Origin of the sequence: Aeromonas sp. 600774 (assembly GCF_049175075.1) — a bacterium.
Lineage (GTDB): Bacteria > Pseudomonadota > Gammaproteobacteria > Enterobacterales > Aeromonadaceae > Aeromonas > Aeromonas veronii_A.
Genome location: NZ_JAAKUJ010000001.1, coordinates 613,319 through 634,882 on the forward strand (window position 1 = coordinate 613,319; position 21,564 = coordinate 634,882).

Annotated in this window: 16 protein-coding genes and 1 pseudogene; 6 read left to right on the forward strand and 11 right to left on the reverse strand. The window is 59.8% G+C overall.

The genetic code is table 11. The features are described 5' to 3' along the window. Positions 1–55 precede the first annotated feature (55 nt). Together ssnA and ygfK are read right to left on the reverse strand one after the other, a co-directional pair. Complete coding sequence (ssnA, locus tag G5171_RS02560) at positions 56–1,384, reverse strand: putative aminohydrolase SsnA (RefSeq protein ID WP_421259781.1); 1,329 nt, start codon at positions 1,382–1,384, stop codon at positions 56–58. A gap of 30 nt (positions 1,385–1,414) precedes the next feature. Beyond that, positions 1,415–4,525: a putative selenate reductase subunit YgfK gene (gene ygfK, locus G5171_RS02565; protein ID WP_421259782.1), complete on the reverse strand. Its 3,111-nt coding sequence runs from the start codon at positions 4,523–4,525 to the stop codon at positions 1,415–1,417. A gap of 136 nt (positions 4,526–4,661) precedes the next feature. On the opposite strand from ygfK, the gene G5171_RS02570 reads away from it, so the two are divergent. Further along, a complete protein-coding gene (locus G5171_RS02570) occupies positions 4,662–4,889 on the forward strand; it encodes a hypothetical protein (protein ID WP_159158880.1) in 228 nt (75 codons plus the stop codon). 109 nt (positions 4,890–4,998) lie between these two features. On the opposite strand, the gene mocA is transcribed toward G5171_RS02570, so the two are convergent. Beyond that, positions 4,999–5,664: a molybdenum cofactor cytidylyltransferase gene (mocA, locus tag G5171_RS02575; protein WP_338071901.1), complete on the reverse strand. Its 666-nt coding sequence runs from the start codon at positions 5,662–5,664 to the stop codon at positions 4,999–5,001. On the opposite strand from mocA, the gene yqeC reads away from it, so the two are divergent. After that, positions 5,663–6,499 carry a selenium cofactor biosynthesis protein YqeC gene (gene yqeC, locus G5171_RS02580; RefSeq protein ID WP_421259783.1) on the forward strand — a complete coding sequence of 279 codons (837 nt, stop codon included), beginning with the start codon at positions 5,663–5,665 and terminating at the stop codon, positions 6,497–6,499. The two genes, mocA and yqeC, sit on opposite strands and share 2 nt — an antisense overlap. 38 nt (positions 6,500–6,537) lie before the next feature. Next, positions 6,538–8,130, forward strand: coding sequence for a selenium-dependent molybdenum cofactor biosynthesis protein YqeB (gene yqeB / locus G5171_RS02585; RefSeq protein ID WP_421259784.1), 1,593 nt, complete (start codon positions 6,538–6,540; stop codon positions 8,128–8,130). A gap of 103 nt (positions 8,131–8,233) precedes the next feature. Here yqeB and G5171_RS02590 read toward each other — a convergent pair whose 3' ends face one another. The 7 genes from G5171_RS02590 to ygeW all read right to left on the reverse strand — a co-directional run bounded on the left by G5171_RS02590 (position 8,234) and on the right by ygeW (position 17,029). Beyond that, complete coding sequence (locus G5171_RS02590; RefSeq protein ID WP_151285962.1) at positions 8,234–9,319, reverse strand: calcium/sodium antiporter; 1,086 nt, start codon at positions 9,317–9,319, stop codon at positions 8,234–8,236. Between the two features lie 160 nt (positions 9,320–9,479). Further along, positions 9,480–10,403, reverse strand: a complete 924-nt coding sequence (locus G5171_RS02595) for a DMT family transporter (protein WP_421259785.1) — start codon at positions 10,401–10,403, stop codon at positions 9,480–9,482. A 194-nt stretch (positions 10,404–10,597) separates the two neighbouring features. Continuing rightward, positions 10,598–11,530 carry a carbamate kinase gene (arcC, locus tag G5171_RS02600; RefSeq protein ID WP_421259786.1) on the reverse strand — a complete coding sequence of 311 codons (933 nt, stop codon included), beginning with the start codon at positions 11,528–11,530 and terminating at the stop codon, positions 10,598–10,600. 95 nt (positions 11,531–11,625) lie between these two features. After that, a complete protein-coding gene (gene hydA, locus G5171_RS02605) occupies positions 11,626–13,050 on the reverse strand; it encodes a dihydropyrimidinase (RefSeq protein WP_421259787.1) in 1,425 nt (474 codons plus the stop codon). Between the two features lie 110 nt (positions 13,051–13,160). Continuing rightward, entirely contained in the window at positions 13,161–14,378 is a 1,218-nt protein-coding gene (locus tag G5171_RS02610) for a YgeY family selenium metabolism-linked hydrolase (RefSeq protein WP_279458779.1), read from the reverse strand. Positions 14,379–14,503: 125 nt separating this feature from the next. Beyond that, complete coding sequence (gene dpaL, locus G5171_RS02615; protein WP_421259788.1) at positions 14,504–15,703, reverse strand: diaminopropionate ammonia-lyase; 1,200 nt, start codon at positions 15,701–15,703, stop codon at positions 14,504–14,506. A 138-nt stretch (positions 15,704–15,841) separates the two neighbouring features. Beyond that, on the reverse strand, positions 15,842–17,029 hold the full coding sequence (gene ygeW, locus G5171_RS02620) for a knotted carbamoyltransferase YgeW (RefSeq protein WP_019445868.1): 1,188 nt from the start codon (positions 17,027–17,029) through the stop codon (positions 15,842–15,844). A gap of 602 nt (positions 17,030–17,631) precedes the next feature. On the opposite strand from ygeW, the gene G5171_RS02625 reads away from it, so the two are divergent. Further along, positions 17,632–18,225: a hypothetical protein gene (locus tag G5171_RS02625; protein ID WP_042055951.1), complete on the forward strand. Its 594-nt coding sequence runs from the start codon at positions 17,632–17,634 to the stop codon at positions 18,223–18,225. Positions 18,226–18,266: 41 nt separating this feature from the next. Here G5171_RS02625 and G5171_RS02630 read toward each other — a convergent pair. Beyond that, positions 18,267–19,155: pseudogene (locus G5171_RS02630) on the reverse strand (Wadjet anti-phage system protein JetD domain-containing protein). A gap of 212 nt (positions 19,156–19,367) precedes the next feature. Between G5171_RS02630 and G5171_RS02635 the strand changes: the two are divergent. Both G5171_RS02635 and G5171_RS02640 read left to right on the forward strand, forming a co-directional pair. Continuing rightward, positions 19,368–20,609, forward strand: coding sequence for an esterase/lipase family protein (locus G5171_RS02635; RefSeq protein ID WP_421250060.1), 1,242 nt, complete (start codon positions 19,368–19,370; stop codon positions 20,607–20,609). A gap of 483 nt (positions 20,610–21,092) precedes the next feature. Then, on the forward strand, positions 21,093–21,296 hold the full coding sequence (locus G5171_RS02640; protein WP_005345744.1) for a hypothetical protein: 204 nt from the start codon (positions 21,093–21,095) through the stop codon (positions 21,294–21,296). Positions 21,297–21,564: the final 268 nt, after the last annotated feature.

The window sequence follows — 21,564 nt, forward strand, 5'->3', positions numbered from 1 at the left end:
CCGCCGGGGAAATCCACACGGCGGGCAATCCGGTCCAAAACTGTGGAAGGTGGCCTTAGGCCAGCTGATCCATCCGTTGCCACAGGCGGCTCGCCACCTTGCTGGCCTGCTCGTAAATGGGCGCGGCATCGAACGGGAACTCGCGATCCTGATAGACCATGCGTCCCTCGACCATCACGCTGTTGACCGAGGATGAGCCCATACCGAAGGCGAGATGGCCACCGAGGTTGCGCGGCGCCAGCGGGGTCGGTGCGTCGTAGTCGCAAATGGTGAGGTCGGCCTTGTATCCCGGCTCCAGGCGGCCAAATTTGGCGCCGAAGTTGCGCTCCAGCAGGGTGTTGCCGTTCCACAGGAAGCGGGCAAAGCTGTCAGGCCACAGGGCGCCACCGGCATCCTTGTGCTTGAAGTAGGCGAACTTGAGCTCTTCGAGCATGTCGGAGCCGATACCATCGGTGCCAAGCGCCAGATTGCGATACTCCGGCAGGTGCATGTTGTAGCCCACGTGGTTGTTCATGTTGGAGCGGGCGTTGTGCACCAGGAAGGCATCGCGGCTGTTGAGCAGTTCGATGTCAGCCGGGCTCAGGTAGATGCCGTGGGCAATCAGGGTCTTGCTGTCGACAATGCCAAACTCGTCCAGCCGGGCGATGGGCTCCTTGCCATAGTGGTGGTGACCGTGAGCCATGTCGTAGCGGTCTTCCGCCACATGGATATGCAGCCCGCGACCGGTGACCTGCACCGCTTCGCGCAGCATGGCGAGCCCCTCGTCGGGCACGGTGAAGGGGGCGTGTGCGCCGATATGGGCCTCCACCAGATAGGGTTCGCTCCCCTTGGCTTTGGCGGCATCAATGGCCTGCGCGAACAGGATGTTCTCCTCCACCCCGGCCTGCAGTTCGGCGAGGCCGCCGTTGCGATCCGTAGTCTCGAAGCATGTCATGCCACGCAGACCCGCCTCCATAAAACCTTTGCGCAACACATTCAGGGAGCCCTTGATGAAGTTGGGCGAAGCGTGATGGTCGATCACCGCACTGCAGCCGCTCTTGATCGCCTCAAGCGAGCAGATGAGACCGCTGTAGTAGAGGGACTCTTCATCGAGCGCCCGATCGAGCCGCCACCAGAGGTTTTTCAGGGTGGAGATAAAATCCGGGCAGGGGGCAATATTGGCCATGATCCCCCGCGACAGGCCGGAGTAGAAGTGGTTATGGGCACAGACGATGCCCGGCATCACCAGCTTGCCCCCCATCTCCCGATAGTTGGCCTCCGGGTAGAGGGCCCGCAGATTGGGCCCCACCGCTTTGATAAGGGTGCCTTCGATGGCGATATCCACCCCTTCCAGTACACGGGTCGGCTCCAGCTGGACGGCGGTGACGTTCTTCAGAATAAACATGGTTTGCTCCTTCGCTTATTCGTTATTCGCTCAGGCCTCGACGGCCCCCAGCAGGTAGTGGTGATGGGCATGGACATGGCTGATGATCCGGCACATGTCGCCAAGGGCCGCTGGCGCATCCTTGATCCGGCTCTGGGCGTCTATGGTCAGGCGATAGGTCTCGCCATCCTGACGCACCCGCAGTTCGCCACCATCCGCCAGATAGAAACCGGGGTTGCGGCTGTTGTCGAAGTCCTCGGGCAGGCTGAAGATGGTGACCTTGTCCTGATAGGGCTTGCCCTGCCACGGGCAGAACTGGGCGCAGTTGCCACATTCGTTGCAGTAGGCATCCAGGTGCAGGGTCTGGAACTGATCCTTGAAGCCCGGCACCGCGATGGCGACGTTGGCCCGGTTGGGGCAGACATCCACGCACTTGCTGCAGAGGTAGTTGCACTCGAGGCAACGGTGCGCCTCCTGCGCCACGAAGGCATCGCGCTCGTTTTTGTCGACCAGGGTGACGGCGATGCTCCCCTTGCGGCGATAGATCTCGTCCTTGCCCGATGGCTGGATGGTCACTTCACTCTGCTGGCTGGCGATATGCTCGCGAGAGAGCACCAGATCCGCGGCGCGGCGTGCACCACCGATGGCACCGACGATGGAGGACGGACCGCTCTGCACGTCACCGATCAGGAAGACGTTGCGACGGCTGGTTTCGCCGGTCTGGCTGTCCACCTCGGGCCAGCCATCGCTGCCCAAGGGAATGCCCATCGCTTTGAGCACCTCGCAGTCAGGCTGCTCGCCGATGGCGGTGATCAGCGCATCCATCTGCATCACTTCGGTCTGCTCGGTGGGCACAGGACGGCGGCGGCCCTGCTCGTCAGGATCCCCCAGCGCCATCATCCGAACTGTGAGCTTGCCATCTTTCTCAAAGCGCTCCGGATTGGTGAGGAAGCAGAAACGCACCCCATCCTCCACCGCTTCCAGATACTCCTCGCGATAGGCGGGCATCTCTTTTTCGCTGCGGCGGTAGATAACGGTCACATCGCTGACACCCGGCACCTTGAGGGCGGCGCGGGCGCAGTCCATGGCGGTGTTACCGGCGCCGATCACCGCCACATGGCGGCCCAGCGGCAGCGGTTTGCCCTGATTGAAGCTGCGCAGGAAGTTGAAGGATTTGTAGACCCGATCATGACCCCCTTCGAGACGCATGCCGCCGTTCTTGTCGGCACCGATGCCGACGAAGACATAGGTAAAGCCCTGGGCGTGCAGCTTGTCGACGGTGAGCGCCGGATCGCAACCAAACTCGAATTTGACCCCGTGGGCGGCGACAAAGTCGATGTCGTGCTGGATAAGCTCGGCCGGGATGCGGAACTCGGGGATGATGTGCTTGACCACGCCACCGGCATCCGCTTCGCGCTCGAACACGGTGACCGGGTGGCCGGCGCGGGCCAGAAAGTAACCGGCGGAGAGACCGGCCGGGCCTGCACCTATTACCGCAACCGGGTGCTTGTCACCACTGCCTGCCGGTTTGTGCCAGCGGGCCTTGTACCCTTCCCAGCCGCGCTCCAGCGCCACTTTTTTCAGCTCACGGATATTGAGCGCGCTGTCGTAATCGAGACGGGTACAGTTGTACTGGCACTGGTGATCGCAGATATGGCCGGTGATGGCGGGCAAGGCGTTGCGCTGATAAATCAGCTCAAGGGCTGCCACATACTCCCCCTCGCCCATCAGGCGAATGTACTCGGGGATATCCTGATGCACGGCGCAGGCGGTGACGCAGGGCGCCACGTAGCAGTCGGTCAGCGGCAGGCCACCACCCACTTCGATGCGATCCTCGGACTTCCACTCCTTCTGGGTGTAATCCATTGTGAGGGCCTTGGCGGCAAGCGCCTCCAGCTTGGCCACATCCACCTGACTCATGCCCCAGCTGTCAGAAGCGTCGATCTCTTTGAGGCACTCGATCTGGCGCAGGTAGCCGCCCGGTTTGAGCAGGTCGGTAGCCATGGTGATGGGACGAATACCGGTCTCGAAGATCTCCGCGATATTGAACTTGCTGGCGCCACCCGAGTAGGAGATGGGCAGCTTGCCATCGAAAGCGCGGGACAGCACAGCCGCCACGTTGATGGAGAGCGGGAACAGCGCGCGGCCGGACATATACATCTCATCGCCGGGCAGCGCCCCCTTGCGGTTGATGGTGCCAAGGGTGTTGGTCAGCTTGACCCCGAAGGTGAGCCCCTTCTCGGCCCCCAGCGCCATCAAGCGGGTCAGCATCGCCTTGGCCTGCTCCAGCTTGAGGTCGTGATCGAACGACTCTTCGCTCAGACCAATGTAATCAAAGCCACAGGTATCGAGGATCTCGCGCACCCGCGGGTAGCCCAGCAGGGTCGGGTTCAGTTTGACGAAGGTGTTGAGCCCCTTCTCTTCCAGCATGTAGCGGCAGATGGCTTCAATTTCGTTCGGCGGGCAGCCGTGCATGGTGGAGAGGGTGACGCCGTGCACCAGCTCAGCCGGGATGCGCTCCACCAGCTGTTGCAGGCGATCGCGCCGCGCCCCCAGTCCCAGCTCGGCGATAAACTGCTCGTCGGCCACGAGGTCACGTACCACCTGCTGGTACTCGGCAAATTTCGGACTTTGGCTTGCATCCATCAGGCTGTGGATGAACTGCTGCATCGGTGGCTGTTTGATGCCATCGAGGTTGTAACCCACGCTCATGTTGAAGATGAATGACTTGGCCTCTCCGTCGAGACGGGGATCGAACACCTCTTCCAGCAGGTAGAGGGCAAACCAGGCTTTCAGATACTCGTCAAACGCCTTGGGCAGGGTGAACTCGGTAGACCACTCGGTGTTGAAGCACTCGTCTTCGGCATCGATGCAGGGCTTTTCCAGTTCGAGACGGTCCAGGATCTGCACCGTCTTGAGCTCGATAAAGCGCCCGCCGGTCAGCCAGGAGGTGACGATGTTCTGGGCCAATTGGGTATGGGGGCCGGCTGCCGGGCCAATGGGAGTCTCGCAGGTTTCACCGAACACCTTGATCTTGCGCTCGTCCTGCTTGCGATAAAATTGTGCGGCGGGAATACCGAAAATAGTCTGACTCTCTTTATATTCCGCAAAAATACGGGTCAGAAGGTTCTTGAAGGGAACGGGTCGCATAATATCGCCCATGGCTATCTCCTTGCAGCTGTTCTGCGCATTGGCAGCATGAATAAATGGGGTATCCCGCACGGGCATTACCCCTTGGCAAGGAGAGGAGCAACTATCAGGCCACTCCATCGGCAAAACTATTTTTTAGGGTAAAAGCGTGAGATGGCTCGAATTAATGAAGGCGGTTTGGCATGTCGCCATTATGATTAATGAGAGTGGTTCTCACTCACTTGATATTTTATTCAAGGCAATGCCAGAGAAAAATGAAAAGTATCAAATCGGCAGCGATAAATATCACTTTGATAGGGTAAAAATCATCCAGCATTATCGCAAGCCAGCCCCGGCCAATATGGCCGGGGTTTGCTTAAAAGTCACTGCCATATAAAAGGCGGTCGTCGCTATTTCGGTTTATCCAAAGGCTGCGAGATGACTCGGCGTTACCGCCCCGCTGGCTGCCATTGCACGCAGAGGGAGGTGGGTCCCAACGATGCGACTCAGCCCTGCTCGGTCGTAAACTCGTCGGCAGAACGCAGCTCCAGTTCGCCACGGATCAGCGCCTGATAGCGCTCGGGGGTATCGATATCAAAGAGGATGGCAGGACTCTCGACCGGTATGGTGCGATGGGGACGTTGCAGCAACCAGCGGCGCACCGAACCCTGTGCCGGCGCGGCAGCCAGCTCCCTTGCGAGGGATTTTGGCAGCAAGACCGGATGACCCGCCTCCCCCTCAAAGCTCGGGAACAGGGCGAGCTCTCCGCGCGCCTGCCACAACTGCTGATAGACCTCGCACGGGATACAGGGCAGATCCCCGTGGCTGATAAAGAGGTAGTCAGCATCGCTGGCCGCCAGAGCGCAGCGGATGGAACTGCCCAACCCCTGCTCATAGTCAGGGTTGTGGACGATGAGGATGTCTGGGCGATTTCCATAACAGGCAGCGAGCTCGGCCCCGCGATGGCCCACGACCAAAATAATCCGGGAGCAGAAGGCCAGGGCATTTTTGAGACTTGCATCAAGAATTGTCCCCGAGCCATAAGGTAGCATCATTTTCCATGCCCCCATGCGGGATGACAAACCTGCTGCGGTAATTATACAGTCACACTGTTCACGCCCCCGAGCCTGCACCTTTTCATTCACCTCGCTATTTATTTCGGTCATTGCCATGTCCTTGCCACACTCTGTTATTCACGCGTTTCCGGATATTGGTTCGCTTTTAAATCCACTGCTTGAAAATAGTGACAACCATACCACGCTAATTAGCCTTTGTGGTGCCGGCGGAAAAACCAGCACCCTGTTCTGGCTGGCGGAATATTTTTATAAGCAGGGTAAAAGGGTGCTAATTACCACCACCACCCGGATGTTTCTGCCAGCCCCGTCACACTATCGGGAATTGATTATCGAGACGGATCCCGTTCGTCAACTTACCCGCTGTCAGGCCCTGCCGGATGGCCCGACCCTGGTTGCCCTGTTCAGCCATCTCGACGAGCGCACCGGCAAGGTTGCAGGGCCGGATCTGCGCCAAATCGACCTGCTCAAAGGACAGCAGCGCTTCGATCTCATCCTGGTCGAAGCGGATGGCGCCCATCACAAGTTATTGAAAGTGCCCGCTTTGCATGAACCTTGCATTCCACACCAAAGTGACTGGGTGATCGCCCTGCTGGGCGGCGCCATGGTGGGAGCCAATGCCGAGCCATCGCAGATCCACCGCTGGGCTGAATTGCAGGCTCTGTGCGGGATTGCGGCGGGTGAGCCACTTGACTGGGCACTGTTTGACAAGCTGCTCTCCCACCCCGAGGGGGTGTTCAAGGGCACCCCGCCCGGGGCGAGCCGGATCTGGTTTATCAATGGCGATTATCAAAATGAGGCGTCGTGGCTGGCGGAATTGATAAAGCTGCAGAGCCGCCACCCCGAGATCCACGCCATCTGGCAGGGGGCCGTGCGCGAATCCCCCCCCATCCGTCACCTGATCTGCACAGCTCCGCACGGGGAGGCGCTTTAGCCTCACCCTGACGTTTTAAGGATGAAAAGAGGTACCTTATGAATCTGTTTGCACACGCAGCCCGACTGGAACAGGAGAACACTCCGTTTGCCATGGCCCAGATCATCGAGAGCCGGGGCTCCACCCCGCGCCATCAGGCCCAGATGCTGGTGATGGCCGATGGCCAGATCCTAGGTACCATCGGCGGCGGCATGATCGAGCGGCTGGTGATCGAGGAAGCGATGGCCGCCATTGCCGAGCGCAAGCCGCGCATCTTCCACGGCCGGATGGCACGCAACGGTGAGCATGCGGTCGGGTCGGATTGCGGTGGTGCCATGTCGGTCTATATCGATGTCTATGGTCTGCGACCACGGCTGGTGCTCATTGGTGCCGGCCACGTCAACCGGGCTGTGGCCCATGCCGCGGCGCCGCTCGGCTTTGATGTCCATGTAGGGGATTGCTTCGAGGGGAGCCTCAACCCTGACCTCTTCCCAGCCGGTACCCATCTGATGCAGGCCGATACCATCAGCGCGGTGATCGAGAAACTGGCCATCGAGCCCGCCAACTTCGTCATCATCGCCACCAACCATCAGGACAAGGAGGCGCTGGATCGGCTCATCAGCCGTCCCCTCGCCTATCTGGGGCTACTCGCCAGCAAGCGCAAGGTGCAGACCTTCACCCAGGCGCTGCGCCAGCAAGGGGTGAGCCAGGAGCAACTGCAGCAGCTGCACGCCCCCATTGGTTACAACATCGGAGCCGAAACCCCGGAAGAGATCGCCATCAGCATCCTCGCCGAGCTGCTGCAGGTGAAAAACGGCAAATCGGGTGGCCTGATGCAGGACGATGTGCGCCTCAAACGGGATCAGCTGGTGGTGATGCGTGGCTCCGGCGATATCGCCACCGGGGTGGCGCTGCGCCTGCACAATGCCGGCTTCAAGGTGGTGATGCTGGATCTCGACAAGCCCACGGTGATCCGCCGCACTGTCGCCTTCGCTCAGGGGATGTTCGACGGCGAAACCAGCGTCGAGGGAGTGCGTGCCAAGCGGGTCGAGAGCGTCGAACAGGCATTCGAGCAGCTGGATCGGGGCGTCATTCCGCTGCTGGTTGACCCCGACTGCGCCACCCTCACCGAGCTCAAGCCTCGCTATCTGGTGGATGCCATCCTCGCCAAGCAGAACCTCGGCACCCACAAGGAGATGGCCCCCATTACGGTAGCCCTCGGCCCGGGGTTTGAGGCGGGGCGCGACTGCGATGCGGTCATTGAGACCAACCGTGGCCACCATCTGGGGCGAGTCATCTATCAGGGCCCCGCCCAGCCCAATACCGGCATTCCCGGGGTGATCGAGGGGCACTCCGCCCGCCGGGTGGTGCGCGCCCCCGTCGCCGGAGTGATGAAGAGCATTATCAAGCTCGGTGATCTGGTGCAGGAGGGGGATGTGATCGCTCACGTGGGGGACGCCCCCATTATCGCGCCGCTCTCCGGCATGGTGCGAGGTCTGCTCAGCGATGGTATCGAGGTCACTGTCGGCTTCAAGATCGGTGACATCGACCCCAGAGGCGAGCGGGCCGACGCCACTACGGTATCCGACAAGGCCCGCGCCATCGGCGGCGCCGTGCTGGAGGCCATGATGCATCTGGCCCAGCGCCGATAACGGCTCTTCGCGTCCCCTCACCAAGCCAAAAGCCCCGCCATGATGGTGGGGCTTTTTTCGGCCTGTCGGTTGATGCAGCTCCTTTACATCAGGAGAACCTGCATCACGACCGGGTTCGTTGCAATCGCCAGGCTCGCACCGCCAGCACAACCAGAGTGATGGCGGTGAGCGGCAACACAAAACCGGTTAGCGCTGCACTGAACTGACCTTGCAGCGGACTGGATGTGGCGTGGAGGATCAGCCAGCAGGTGTAGCCGATGTAGTAGGCCAGAAACAGGGCCCCTTCCCAGCGGGCGATGGTGTAACCGGTAAAGAAGATGGGCAGGCAGGCAAGCGCCACCGCAATCATTACCGGAATATCGAACTGAAGGGCGGTGGCCGACACTTCAAGCCCACCGGGAGTGACGATGGAGGTGAGCCCCAGCACGCAGAGGATATTGAAGATATTACTGCCCACCACGTTCCCCACAGCGATATCCCGCTCCCCGCGCAGGGCTGCGACGATGGAGGTCACCACTTCGGGCAAGGAGGTACCGGCCGCCACTATGGTCAAGCCGATGATCAGATCGCTCACCCCGAAGTAGTGGGCAATCTCAACCGCACTGCCAACCAGCAGACGGGAGCCGAGGATCAGCAGACCCAGACCTGCGGCAATAAAGAGCAGATTGCGCAACCAGTTGCCCGCCGTACTCGCTTCACGGGTACCAAACTCCTGCTCGTACTCCGCCTGCACCGCTTTGTTTTCCCGTCGACTCTGGACAAAGAGAAACACGGTGTAGGCGATGATGCCGGCAAACAGCAGCGCCCCTTCCAGTGGCGCAATACGGCCATCGTAGCCCAGCAACAACACCAGAAAAGAGACCACTATCATCAGGGGAACGTCGAGACGTACCAGTTGCTGGGAGACGGTCAACGGTACGATCAGTGCCGAAATACCTAAAATAAACAGCACGTTAAAGATATTGCTGCCGACCACGTTCCCCACCGCTATCCCTGCCTGCCCCTCGAGGCCAGACTGGATGCTCACCGCCAGCTCGGGAGCACTGGTCCCAAAGGCCACTATGGTCAATCCCACCACCAGTGGCGATATCCCCATCATGGTGGCGAGGCGAGATGCGCCCCGCACCAGAGATTCGGCCCCCACCACCAGACACACCAGGCCTACAGCCAACCACACCAGCGTCATCATACGGTCTCATCCTTGCCGTTAGGTTCGTTGAAATAATCACAATAAATCAGATACCTGTGCTCCAGCACAGTCAGACCACGCCATTGTAACGAGGGGCTGATCCCCTGTCGCGGGCTCTTTTGAGTGCTGTTTATCGTGCCACTGGCAGCCCAGTCACCACTCAACCGTGCTTGATACGGGTTTCCCCCGCCACCGACACCACGGAGCGCTTGCCCTTGCGACTGATGACGAGAAGCGCCAGCACGATAAGGGCGATGCCGCTCCCTTCCACCGGCCCCGGATTTTCGCCCAGCAGCCACCAGGAGAGCAGCACACCGGTCACCGGCACCGCCAGAGTGCTGAGGCTGGCGATACCCGCTGGCAGTTTTTTCAGTACGAACAGCCAGAGACTCCAGGCGATGGCGGTGGCGAAGATGGCGCTATAGGCCAGCGCCCCCATCACGTAGGGCTGCCAGTCGATGGGGCGCTCCGGCACCAGCGCCGCCACCAGCGCCATCACTATGGTTGCGTAGATCATCTGCCAGGTGGTGAGGGACATCAGATCCACCCCGGGATGGCGGGCATACATCCGCTTGGCGATGATGGCGCTGATCCCCCAGCAGATGCCGGAGAGGATCGCCAAGATCGCACTCTTGAGGGATTCAAGATGCAGCAACCAGGGCTGGATCACCAGCAGCAGGCCGCAGGCCGCCACTCCGACCGCCAGATAGTGCAGCTTGCGCATCCGCTCGCCGAGAAAGAGCGCCGCGAAGATCACCACCCAGAACGGCATGGTGTAACTCAAAATGGCCACCTTGCCCGCCCCGCCGCTGATCAGCGCCCACTGGGCCAACCCCACCATGCCGCAGGTCTGGAACAGGGCGATGGCCAGGGTATAGCGAAACGGGGTGGGTTTGAGATAACGGCGGCCGCGCAGGGCCAATACCAGCAACAACACCAATGAACCACACAAGCAGCGCAGGGCGGTGAACTCGAACGCCCCCGCGTAGAGCATCACCTGCTTCATCACGATCCAGCTGTAACTCCAGATGGCGGTGAGCAGGACGAGTCCCCCCAGCGCCGCCATATTGACCTTTCCACTCATCTCTCACCACGCATTGCTCTGCCTTTCGCCTCTTGTTCCGATGGGCCAACCCCTTACCGGGGTTGCTATCTTACCCCTGTGCTGGCGGGCTGCCCACGATCTATGGGAAATCGACCTCAGCCGCGGCAGCGCCCTAGCCAAAAACAGCAGGGGGCCAAGGCCCCCTGTCTATCACCCCATCATCGCGTTGCACGCTACAGGCTGATCACGGTCCCGGTCTTGCCTGCGATCCCCTCGGCCGCCTTCTCCAGCAAGGTGATCAGGGATTTGCGCCCGGGCAAGGATGTTGCAAACGAGAGCGCTGCCTCCACCTTGGGCAGCATGGAGCCCTTGGCAAACTGCTCCTGGGCAATAAAGCTGTTGGCATCGGCCACGCTCAACTGATCGAGCCACTGCACATCGGGCTTGCCGAAGTTGATGGCCACCTTCTCCACCGCGGTGAGGATGATCAGCATGTCGGCGTCGATAAGCTCCGCCAGCTTGGCACTGGCCCAATCCTTGTCGATCACCGCACTGGCACCGCGCAGGTGATTGCCCTCGCGCAGCACCGGAATGCCGCCGCCACCGACGGTGATCACCACCTGACCGGCGGCCAGCATGGCAGAGACGGTCTCTTTCTCGATGATATCGACGGGTTTGGGGGATGCGACCACCCGGCGATAGCCGCGACCGGCGTCCTCTTTGAGCCGCTCGCCCCTGGCCATCAGCGCCTCGGCCTCCTCCTTGCTGAAGAAGCCGCCGATGGGCTTGCTTGGGTCAAGGAAGGCGGGATCATTTTTATCCACCTCAACCTGGGTCACCAGCGTGGCAACCGGCTTGTGAATGCCGCGTTCCAGCAAGGCTTCGCGCAGGGCATTTTGCAGGTCATAGCCGATATAACCCTGACTCAGGGCCACACAGACCGACATCGGCAGATGGGGGGATTTTGGCTCGTGGCGGGCCGCCACTTCGAACGCCTGCTGGATCATTCCCACCTGAGGGCCGTTGCCGTGGGTCACCACCACCTCATGCCCCTGGGCGATCAGGTCGGCAATGGTGCCCGCCGTGCTCTGCACCGCCTTCATCTGCTCGGGCAGGTTGTTGCCCAGCGCATTGCCACCAAGGGCCAGTACGATTCTCTGTTTCATCTTGTTATCTCCAGTGATGGGACAAGCCGGCGCAATACCGGCCCACCTTTCGTTGTTCACATAACCTTGCTGCTCTGCCTGTTTCGAACGGATTGTCAGCCTGCCACCGCGGGGCAAGGCGAGTGCAGCTCCGGCGCCAAGGCCGGATCAAAGGGCGCTCTGGCCAAAAACCGGCCATGACCACGCCGCCCTAGAAACTCGCCGTCGCGGGCGACTATCTCGCCGCGGCTCAGGGTCATTCTGATCTGGCCAGGGCAGCGCATTCCCTCGTAGGGGCTGTAGTCGCCGTTGTCATGCAGCAGTGGGTGAGAAATCACGGTGTCACCACGGGGATCCATCAGCACCAGATCGGCGTCAGACCCCGGTTGCAGGTTGCCCTTGCGCGGCCAGAGGCCAAACAGGCGCGCCGGGTTGGCGCTGGTGAGGGCCACGAAGCGGGACGGCGAGATGCGCCCGCCGAGCACCCCGTGGGCAAACAGCAGCAACATCCGGTTCTCGACCCCGGGCAAGCCGTTGGGGCAGCGGCTGAAATCGCCGCCTGACAGGGTCATGCGCTGGGCGTGGGAGAAGTTGCAGTGATCGGTCGCCACCGTGTCGATGTCGCCAGCTGCGATACCGACCCACAGCTTGTCCTGCTCGCGGCGCGAGCGCAGCGGCGGGCTGAGCAGATAGTCGACCCCGTTCTCCCGGTAGTAACAGCTGTCATCGAGCAGCAGATATTGCGGGCAGGTCTCCACCCAGACAGGCTGTCCCTGACTACGCGCCAGTTTCAGATACTCCAGCCCCAGTCCGTTTGAGAGGTGGACGATATAGAGTGGCGCATTGCCCGCCAGCCCCGCCAGATTGATCATCCGGGCCACCGCCTCCGCCTCGCACTCCAGCGGGCGACTCTGCGGGTGATACCAGGGTTCATGGTGACCCGCGGCCAGCAGGGCCGCCCGGCGCGCCGCGATGGCGGCATCGTTCTCGGGATGGACGGTGGCGAGCGCCCCTACTTCCTTGAGGCGGGCCAGGGCACGCAGCACGTCATGGTCCCCCAGCTTGTACTGGTAGGTGAGATAGAGCTTGAAGCTGCTGATCCCCTCCTCCTGCACCATGGCGGCCATCTCATTAAGGATGGCGTCATCCACATGCTGGATCACGCCGTGAAAGCTGTAGTCGATCACCGCCTGATCGGCGGCGTAGTCGTGATAGCGGGCCAGCTGGTGATGCAGATTGCACCCCGCCGGGCCAAATCCCATATGATCGACGATGGTGGTGGTGCCACCACAGGCGGCGGCACGGGTACCGCTGAAAAAGTCATCGCAACTGCGGGCAATCCCCACATCGATGTTGAAGTGGGTATGGACGTCGATGCCGCCCGGCATTACATAGCAGCCGCTGGCATCGATCACCTCGGTTTCGCCATCGGGCTGGATATCGGCGGCACGGGCGCGGATCACCCCGTTCTCGATCAGCAGATCCTGACGATATTCACCCTGCGCATCGACCAGCACGCCGTTCTTGATCAGCCGTTTCATCCCCACCACCTTGAATGCTTTTTGCCTTCAAACAGCAAGGCCCCGCCTCAATGGAGACGGGGCACTTTCAACAGCCGGGCGGCGATGGCAGTCACCACCCGGCAGACCCCTTACTTGTCCAGCTCGGCCAGATAGAGCATGGGGATCACGGCGTACATGGCGGCGCACTTGACCAGATGCTCTTTCCAGGTCTTCTCGTTCGGTGCGTGGGCCTCCGGCTCTTTACCCGGGCCAAAACCGATGACCGGAATACCGTGGCGACCCATGATGGAGACCCCGTTGGTCGAGAAGGTCCACTTGTCCACCACCGGCTCCTTGTTGAACAGCTCGCGATAAGCCTTGGAGAGGGTTTTGACGGTGATGTGATCCTCTTCCACCTTCCAGGTCGGGAAGTAGCACTCGGTCGGGTAGACCAGACCGGTATAGGCCGGACGGTCGTACTGGTACATGGAGACCTCGGCACCGGCGGCTTTTACCGCTGGCAGGGCGCGGATCTCGTCGAGCGCCCCTTGCCAGGTTTCGCCCCAGGTCAGGCGGCGGTCGATGGAGACGGCGCAGCTGTCTGCCACGGCGCAGCGACTCGGAGAGGTGAAGAAGATCTCGGAGACGGTCAGGGTGCCCTTGCCGAGGAAGTCGTCATGACCGAGGTTGTGGCTGAGCTCCTGCAATTCGCCGAGGATCGGGCCCATCTTGAAGATGGCGTTGTCACCGCGCTCCGGCGCAGAGCCGTGGCAGCTGACCCCCTGCACTTCCACACGGATCTCCATGCGGCCGCGTTGGCCACGGTAGATCTGGCAGTCGGTGGGCTCGGTACTGACCACGAACTCGGGGCGGATCTTGCTCTGCTCGATGATGTACTGCCAGCAGAGACCGTCGCAATCCTCCTCCTGCACGGTACCAGTCACCAGCAGGGTGTACTGATCTTCCAGCCCCAGATCCTTGATGATCTTGCCCGCGTAAACCATGGAGGCCATGCCGCCTTCTTGGTCAGATGCGCCGCGGCCACCGATGATCTCGTGATCTTCCATCCCCTCATAGGGGTCGAAGGTCCAGTTGGCGCGGTTGCCGACACCGACGGTATCGATGTGGGCATCCATGGCGATCAGGTGCGGGCCGTGGCCGATATAACCCAGCACGTTACCCATGGGGTCGATCTCGACCTTGTCGAAACCAACCTTCTCCATCTCCTGCTTGATGCGCAGCACCACGCGCTCTTCATCGCAGCTCTCGCTCGGGATGGCGATCATGTCGCGCAGGAATTGACTCATCTCGGCCTTGTACTGGTAGGCCTTCTCCAACACCATTTCAAACGGAATTTGCTTGCTCATTGTGATTCTCCATAACAACTGAGAGTGCGCGGCCTGTTCGTCGGCAGCGCCCTGTGCCCGTTACCGCGCCCCGTTGGCGAGGCGCGATCAATACTTCAATTGGTGTCTCTGCTCTGGCGGGAGAGTTAGTCGCAGGCAGGATGTTTTCCTTCCCACACCACTTCCCGGTAGTGGGTGACATCGGTGTCCCCTTCGGTGTTGATGATGAGTACGACCGAGTTGCTATCCAACCCCAGACGCTCCATCAGCACCGCGCGATCCGGGTGGTGACGCACCGCTACCAGTATTCCGGTACCGACCGAGCCGGACTCACCGGAGATGATGCGAGGATCATTGCCAAGAGGGTTGCCCAGCACTCTCATCCCCAGCGCCGACACCTTGTCGTGGCAGGAGATAAACTGGGTGGTGCAGCTTCTGAGCAGTGGCCAACCGAGGGGGTTGGGTTCGCCACATGCGAGACCGGCCATGATGGTGCGCATATCGCCCCCCACGTTGACCATCTCCCCCGCCACGCCGGAGCGGTAGATGCAATCGGCCTGATCCGGTTCGACCACGATGCTGTGCAGGTTTTTCGCCCCGAAGCAGTCCACCAGATAGCCGAGTACTCCGCCCGCCAGCGCCCCTACCCCGGCCTGCAGCAGCACGTGGGTCGGCTGCTTGATGCCCATATCCTGCATCTGCTCGACCGCTTCGTCGGCCAGGGTGGAGTACCCCTGCATGATCCAGGTCGGGATCTTGGTGTAGCCCTCCCAGGCGGTGTCCTGCACTATGTGCCAGCCGCGCTCTTCGGCCATCTTCATGGTCAGGCGCACGGTGTCGTCGTAGTTCATGTCGGTGACGATGCACTCGGCACCCAAATTCAGGATGTGATCCACCCGCTCCCGGGCCGAGCCCTTGGGCATGTAGACCACCGCATGCTGGCCCACCTGCTTGGCGGCCCAGGCAACGCCGCGACCGTGGTTGCCATCTGTGGTGGTGGCGAAGGTCATCGGCTCCTTGATGGTGCGTTTGATGAGATCGAAGGAGAAATCTTCGATGGCCACCCCGTACTTTTCACAGAGCAGGTTGGCGATGGCATAAACGCCACCCAGCATCTTGAAGGCATTGAGGCCAAAGCGCTTTGACTCGTCCTTGACCAATATATTTTTCACCCCGATATAGGCGGCCAGATCTTTCAGGTCGCACAATGGGGTCGGCTCATAACCGGCCAGTTTTTTATGAAAAGCGCGAGCCTTTTGTGCTTCGGCGCGAGAAAACAGCGGAGATGGCTCGGCGGTAAAAAAGCGGTTATCGGCAATATCCATCTTCAGCGAAAATTGGGACATGCTTACCTCACTAGGCGTTATCTGACAAAGAGCTGCCTCGCCGGGAGATCCGTTATCCAGATACCGCGGGGAGAAAACTCGAAATAATGGATTCGACAGCGTGGGCAGGATGAATATTCACCCTGCCCACGCTGTTATTTATTTCACCCGCTTTTGCGCCTCTTTAATCAGATTTTCCAGGGTTTCTGCCGGCGCGGAGAATTTACGAGCCATGATCATGGCGGCGATAATATACGGCTTCCAGCTCGCCTCTTTGTAAGTGGCGATACGGTATTTCTCGAATACCCCTTCGGTTACTTCCCCTTCCTTGCAGGAGACACCGGAAATATCGGCGGGCAGGCAGTGCATATAGAGCGCTTCGCCACCCTTGGTGAGCTTCATCATCTCCTCGGTGCAGTGCCAATCCTTGTGCTTGGCGTTCTGCTCAAGACAATGTTTCTCCAGCTCTTTCAGGCCAGCGTGGTCATTGGCACGCAGCAACTCGGTGCGCTGCTCCATCACCTTGTAGGGGGCCCAGGACTTGGGATAGACGATATCGGCATCCTTGAAGGCCTCTTCCATCGAGGTGACCTGGCGGAAACTGCCGCCGGAAGCCTTGGCATTCTCCTTGGCCACTTCGATCACGTCCGGGATCAGGTCATACCCTTCCGGATGGGCCAGGGTCACGTCCATGCCAAAGCGTGTCATCAGACCGATGATGCCCTGCGGCACGGAGAGCGGCTTGCCGTAGCTGGGAGAGTAGGCCCAGGTCATCGCAATCTTCTTGCCCTTGAGGCTCTCCAGGCTGCCGAAGTGCTCCTGCAACCAAGCGAGATCAGCCATCGACTGGGTCGGGTGATCAATGTCGCACTGTAGGTTGACCAGCGCCGGACGCTGGGGCAGCACCCCCTTCTCGAACCCTTCATCCAGTGCGGCACCCACTTCACGCATGTAGGCGTTACCGGCACCCAGATACATGTCATCGCGGATACCGATGGCATCGGCACAGAAGGAGATCATATTGGCGGTTTCACGGACGGTTTCTCCGTGGGCGATCTGGGATTTGCCCTCATCCAGATCCTGCTGGGCCAGACCGAGCAGGTTCAGTGCAGAGGCATAAGAGAAGCGGGTTCGGGTGGAGTTATCGCGGAAAACCGAGATACCGAGCCCGCTGTTAAACAGTTTGGTGCAGATATTTTCGGCGCGCAGGGTCTTGAGTGATTCGGCCAGTTTCAATACCAGCTCCAGCTCCTGAGGGGTTTGCTCCCAGGTCAGCAGAAAATCTTTTTCATGCAGGTTGGATTTGAGTGCTCTGATCTCTTTGATTAATTCGTTAACTGCTTTCATCGTTCGCCCCAATCATTGGATGAGATATGGATAGCTCCCCTTTCACTCACGATGTCACCAGCATCCCGGTTGTGGGTGAGCGGGTCGGTTAGCGTCGATATGAGGCAATCAATAACCATGCCAAACCAATAAAATGCAGGCAGATATTAATAAATGGCGAAAGTGTGTGATGTCACCCACAAAATCAGCGGCTATTTCAGCGGTTTATTCCATAAAAGGATGGATAGGGTGGCCAAGCGATAAAATAGCAAGGTGATAATAATCAGAGGCAATATCCCTGCGCCGGTGAGAATTATCATCAAAGGTCAGTTTCAAGGGCTGAAATGATATCACTGCGGCTGCCGTTATCATTATGATAATGCCGTACAGCACCTTTTCTCTTGATGGGATCTCTCCTGCGGTGACACTGCAGCCATCTTGCCTCCCCTGCACTCCCCACCGCATCGCCTGGCGCGAAGTGACATCGCTGGGCGAGGTTGGCCCGAAGTGCTAACGTGAATACGCCAGCTGCGCATCTGTATCGGATGCTCAGAAGAGGCCGACGTTCACGACCGCAACTGCGCGGATGAACCTGCATGACTTACATCTTTGAGGGATTATCTATGTCCAGGAATGCTGCTCTGCTCATCACCCTGACCCTGCTCGGGATCGCCCCTGCCCACGCCATCAGCGCCAAATATGCCGAGCAGCTGGAGCGCTCCGGCTGCACCCAGGTCACCGAGGCGCAGGGCTGTGACATTCACAAAACCAAAGCGGAAAATGCCAAGGCGGGATTTGGCACGGCCGCCCCAGCCGCGGAGGGCGGTCTGAATCTCAGCTATGAGCAGAAGCTGGAGCGCTCGGGCTGCACTCAGGTGAGCGAGCTCAATGGCTGCGATATCAACAAGACCAAGGCTGAGAACGCAGCTGCCGGTGTTGGCAATGCTCCGGCCGCGGCAACCAGCGCCAGCCCCTATGCGGGCAACTGGATCGCCACCTTCCCCCAAACCGGCGCCACCGTGGCCAATATCCGCATCGATGGCAAGGATCAGGTGTGGGTCAACGACAAGAAGGTCAATGCCAAGAAATCCGATGGTGCGCTGGTGTTCAAGGATGGCATGGTCATCTACACCATTCAGGGGGATCGCCGCATCAAGGGTGAAGATGGCTGGGTCGATAATGATGCCGGCACCAAGGGGCCCATCAACGCCAAGTAAACAGCTGACCACAAAATGACGGGGAGCGCGGGCTCCCCGTTTCACACCTGATTGCCCATCGCTTCCAATGACCAGCTCCACCAGCGAGGCGCCAGAATCAATACCTCCTGCTCCAGCCAAGTCCCGTCTGTGATCAGTTTATCGAGCCAGGGAACGCCTGCCAACGCGCCATGACTATCGACCTGATCAGCCTGCTTAGTCACACGCCAGCTCGATGGCAATATCGATACCCCGTTGATCGAGATCGCCAAAATGGGCCCACTGCACGCCCGCAGGCAGCAGCGGGATCAGCTGTTTGGCCAGGGTGGTATTGCGACCGGGGGCAAAAAGCAGCAGTTGCCCAGGTTGCAGCGGGTAGTCGACAAAGGCCCCCTTGTTCTCCACCGTAATGACCCGCTCCCCTTGCCAACCGATGGCAGCCAGCATGCCCAGAGTCCGCTCCGGCAACGCCAACTCTCCCAACAACGCCATCATTGCAGTCATATCGTGCTGCTGACCCTGCAGATCGACCAGTGAGAGCGGTTCGAGGGTACGGATGCGGATCACCTCATCCTGCGTGAGCGACAATTCCGCAAGCAGTGGCGCGGCAAGGGATGCTGACCGCGGATGCTTGCTGTCCCCATGCCAGAGGGCATAAAAGCAGGCCTGATTGAGCCGTGCAGGCAAACTCACTCCCATTCGTTGCAGCTGCTCCCCCTTGTCCGGTTCGGGGGGCGCAGCCCGTGCCAGTTGTCCGGTCAGATAAGTCCGCCCCGCGTCGGTCAACGCATAATGAGCACCTCGGCCAACCGGCTTGATCCCGGCCACTGCCTGCAACAGATCCTTCAGCTCCCTACCATGCCGACTCTCAAGAGAGCAGCCCTTTCCGTTCTGGCTATCGAGCAACCGTGCACACAAATCCTGTACCCGCATCTCATCAAACAGCGACATCCTCACCTCTCCATGTGGCGTCATCTGACGAAGTAGAGGTGATTTTCCCTGTCATTACCGTGACCGGCTTCGCAAGCGGTTCTTATCAACCCCGCCATGCATGGCCCGTTACTGGTAAACCAGCTACAAAGGGCGCAAGCTGGTTTGATATAGAGATACACTGCACTCTTCGCGGCACGACAACGCGATACCCGCTTTCACAAGGGCTTGCCATGACCGACGCCACAGACCCCTCGCCATCCTCTTCCTGGCATCTTTCGGATATCCGCGAGCTGGCGCACCTGCTGACTCTGGCGCTGCCCGCCGCGGTAGAGATCACCGAAGCGGTACATCAGGCGGTACTGAGCGGTATGGGGCTCAAGGGACGGGATGAGGGAAAAACAGCCGGGATCACCGGGCTGGTCTACAAGGGGGTACATGGCACCGCCAACACCCTGGGCAGCGGTATCAACCATCTGCTCAGCCGCCTGCCAGCCACTCCGCCGCCCCACCAGATCCCCGAAACCCCGAAACGTGCAGCCCTGATCGCCACCCTCAACGGCGTATTGGGGGACAAGCTGGTCGAGCACCACAATGCCCTCGCCACCCCCATGACCCTGCGCTATCAGGGCAAGCCCCTCGATTGGCAGGCGATGCCAAAGGATCTACCCCGCGAGGGACGGGTGCTGCTGATGATCCATGGCCTCTGCATGAACGATCTGCAGTGGCAGACCGAGCATCAAGGCAAGCCGGTCAATCACGGGGAGCAACTTGCCAACGAGCTTGGCTATCAGCCTCTTTACCTGCGCTACAACTCGGGCCTGCCCATCGTACAAAACGGGCAGCAACTTGCCCTGTTGCTGGAGCAGTTGCTCGCCCACTGGCCGGGAGAGCTCAAAGAGATAACGATAATGGGCTACAGCATGGGCGGACTGGTTGCCCGCAGCGCCTGCCACCATGCCAGCCAGGCCGGGCTCACCTGGCCTGCGCACCTTGCCAACCTGATATTTCTCGGCACACCACACCACGGCGCGCCGCTCGAACATGTCGGTCACTGGCTGGAGCAGTTGCTGCCCGCCACCGCCTACAGCGAGCCCTTCGTCAGGCTGGCACGGCTGCGCAGTGCAGGCATCAGGGATCTGCGCCACGGCAAGGTGATCGATGAGGTAGCCATACCCGATCCCGCCGCGCCCTTGCGCGATCCCCGCATCCCACTCCCCTTGCCCGGTGGCGTCAACTGCTATGCCACTGCCGCGACCACTGCCGCCAAGCGCAGCCTGCTGGCCGACCGGCTGATAGGCGATGGACTGGTGCCCCTTCGCAGCGCCCTCGGCCAGCACAGCGAGGCGCGCCATCAGCTGACTTTTCTTCCTGCCCATACCTTGATTGTCTATCACACCAGTCATATGGCCCTGCTCGGCAGCCCGCAGGTTGGCCAGCAACTGCTGCGCTGGCTCAGCCCCTTGCAGCTATAACGCGCTGGCTATTAAAGCAACAGAGTGCTGGTTCACAAGGTATCCCTGTGGCACTCTGAGACGTCAAAGGGAAGACCCACACTGACACCTCATGTGTCCCCACTGCAAAGGAGCGCCACGATGGCCAAAGCAAGCAAGAAAGAAAGAGATCAAGAAGAAGATCGTCGCTCGTCTTGAGAAAATTGCCAAGCATGAAGGCAAGATCAAGAAGCTGAAGAAGGCCCTGAAGTAGGGCCCACCGCATATGAAAAACCGCCAGCTGGCGGTTTTTTCATCCCGATTTTCGCCCCTTTACCATCGTTTTGATACCAATGGCCTTGATGTAAACGCCTCAAGCGCACATCAGCAAAACAACCCGGCTGAAACCACGCACGTTCTCATCACCGCTATTTGGTCTAACAGCGCCAATCGGGCGCCGCGCCCATCCTTACCAGCAACTACCTTCAACTGAGTGTTTGATATGAGCCAGCAGTGGAGCGCCATATGTACTCTTACACCCTCACCTTCAGGGAAGATGTCGATCGCCTGACCGCCCCCGAGCAAGAGATTACCTTGCAGAGCCCCGCTCAGGCGGGGGATTTTATTATTCTCTCCGACGGCAGCCGCCATCAGGTGATGTTTGTCACCCACCGCGCCCACTACAGCAGCCTCTATCTCGATAAAGGGGTCAGGGTACCGCAGAGTTAGTGGCTATCGCCTTTAATTGATGGGGCTGGGTGAAATATTCACGCCGTTGACGTAATAATCATCGCATCATGTCAACGTTCCTTTATCTCTATCACGATATATCTGAGGAAGCGCGATGAAAAAATCCAACATTGTCTTATATCAAATTAAATTTATTTAGCCACGAAAAAACAAATCATACCTCACAAAAACAAATCACCATCACTCAATATCATTGACCACACCCTTGGTGCGTTATAACAATTACTTTGCTGAACATATTTATTCG

Bases quoted from the DNA above. Each gene is read 5' to 3' on its own strand.
- mocA (WP_338071901.1), bottom strand. From the start codon at position 5,664: ATGGCAATGACCGAAATAAATAGCGAGGTGAATGAAAAGGTGCAGGCT.
- dpaL (WP_421259788.1), bottom strand. From the start codon at position 15,703: ATGTCCCAATTTTCGCTGAAGATGGATATTGCCGATAACCGCTTTTTT.
- yqeC (WP_421259783.1), top strand. From the start codon at position 5,663: ATGTCCTTGCCACACTCTGTTATTCACGCGTTTCCGGATATTGGTTCG.
- G5171_RS02595 (WP_421259785.1), bottom strand. From the start codon at position 10,403: ATGAGTGGAAAGGTCAATATGGCGGCGCTGGGGGGACTCGTCCTGCTC.
- G5171_RS02640 (WP_005345744.1), top strand. From the start codon at position 21,093: ATGTACTCTTACACCCTCACCTTCAGGGAAGATGTCGATCGCCTGACC.
- ygeW (WP_019445868.1), bottom strand. From the start codon at position 17,029: ATGAAAGCAGTTAACGAATTAATCAAAGAGATCAGAGCACTCAAATCC.
- arcC (WP_421259786.1), bottom strand. From the start codon at position 11,530: ATGAAACAGAGAATCGTACTGGCCCTTGGTGGCAATGCGCTGGGCAAC.
- hydA (WP_421259787.1), bottom strand. From the start codon at position 13,050: ATGAAACGGCTGATCAAGAACGGCGTGCTGGTCGATGCGCAGGGTGAA.
- yqeB (WP_421259784.1), top strand. From the start codon at position 6,538: ATGAATCTGTTTGCACACGCAGCCCGACTGGAACAGGAGAACACTCCG.
- G5171_RS02625 (WP_042055951.1), top strand. From the start codon at position 17,632: ATGTCCAGGAATGCTGCTCTGCTCATCACCCTGACCCTGCTCGGGATC.
- G5171_RS02635 (WP_421250060.1), top strand. From the start codon at position 19,368: ATGACCGACGCCACAGACCCCTCGCCATCCTCTTCCTGGCATCTTTCG.
- ssnA (WP_421259781.1), bottom strand. From the start codon at position 1,384: ATGTTTATTCTGAAGAACGTCACCGCCGTCCAGCTGGAGCCGACCCGT.
- G5171_RS02610 (WP_279458779.1), bottom strand. From the start codon at position 14,378: ATGAGCAAGCAAATTCCGTTTGAAATGGTGTTGGAGAAGGCCTACCAG.
- G5171_RS02590 (WP_151285962.1), bottom strand. From the start codon at position 9,319: ATGATGACGCTGGTGTGGTTGGCTGTAGGCCTGGTGTGTCTGGTGGTG.
- ygfK (WP_421259782.1), bottom strand. From the start codon at position 4,525: ATGGGCGATATTATGCGACCCGTTCCCTTCAAGAACCTTCTGACCCGT.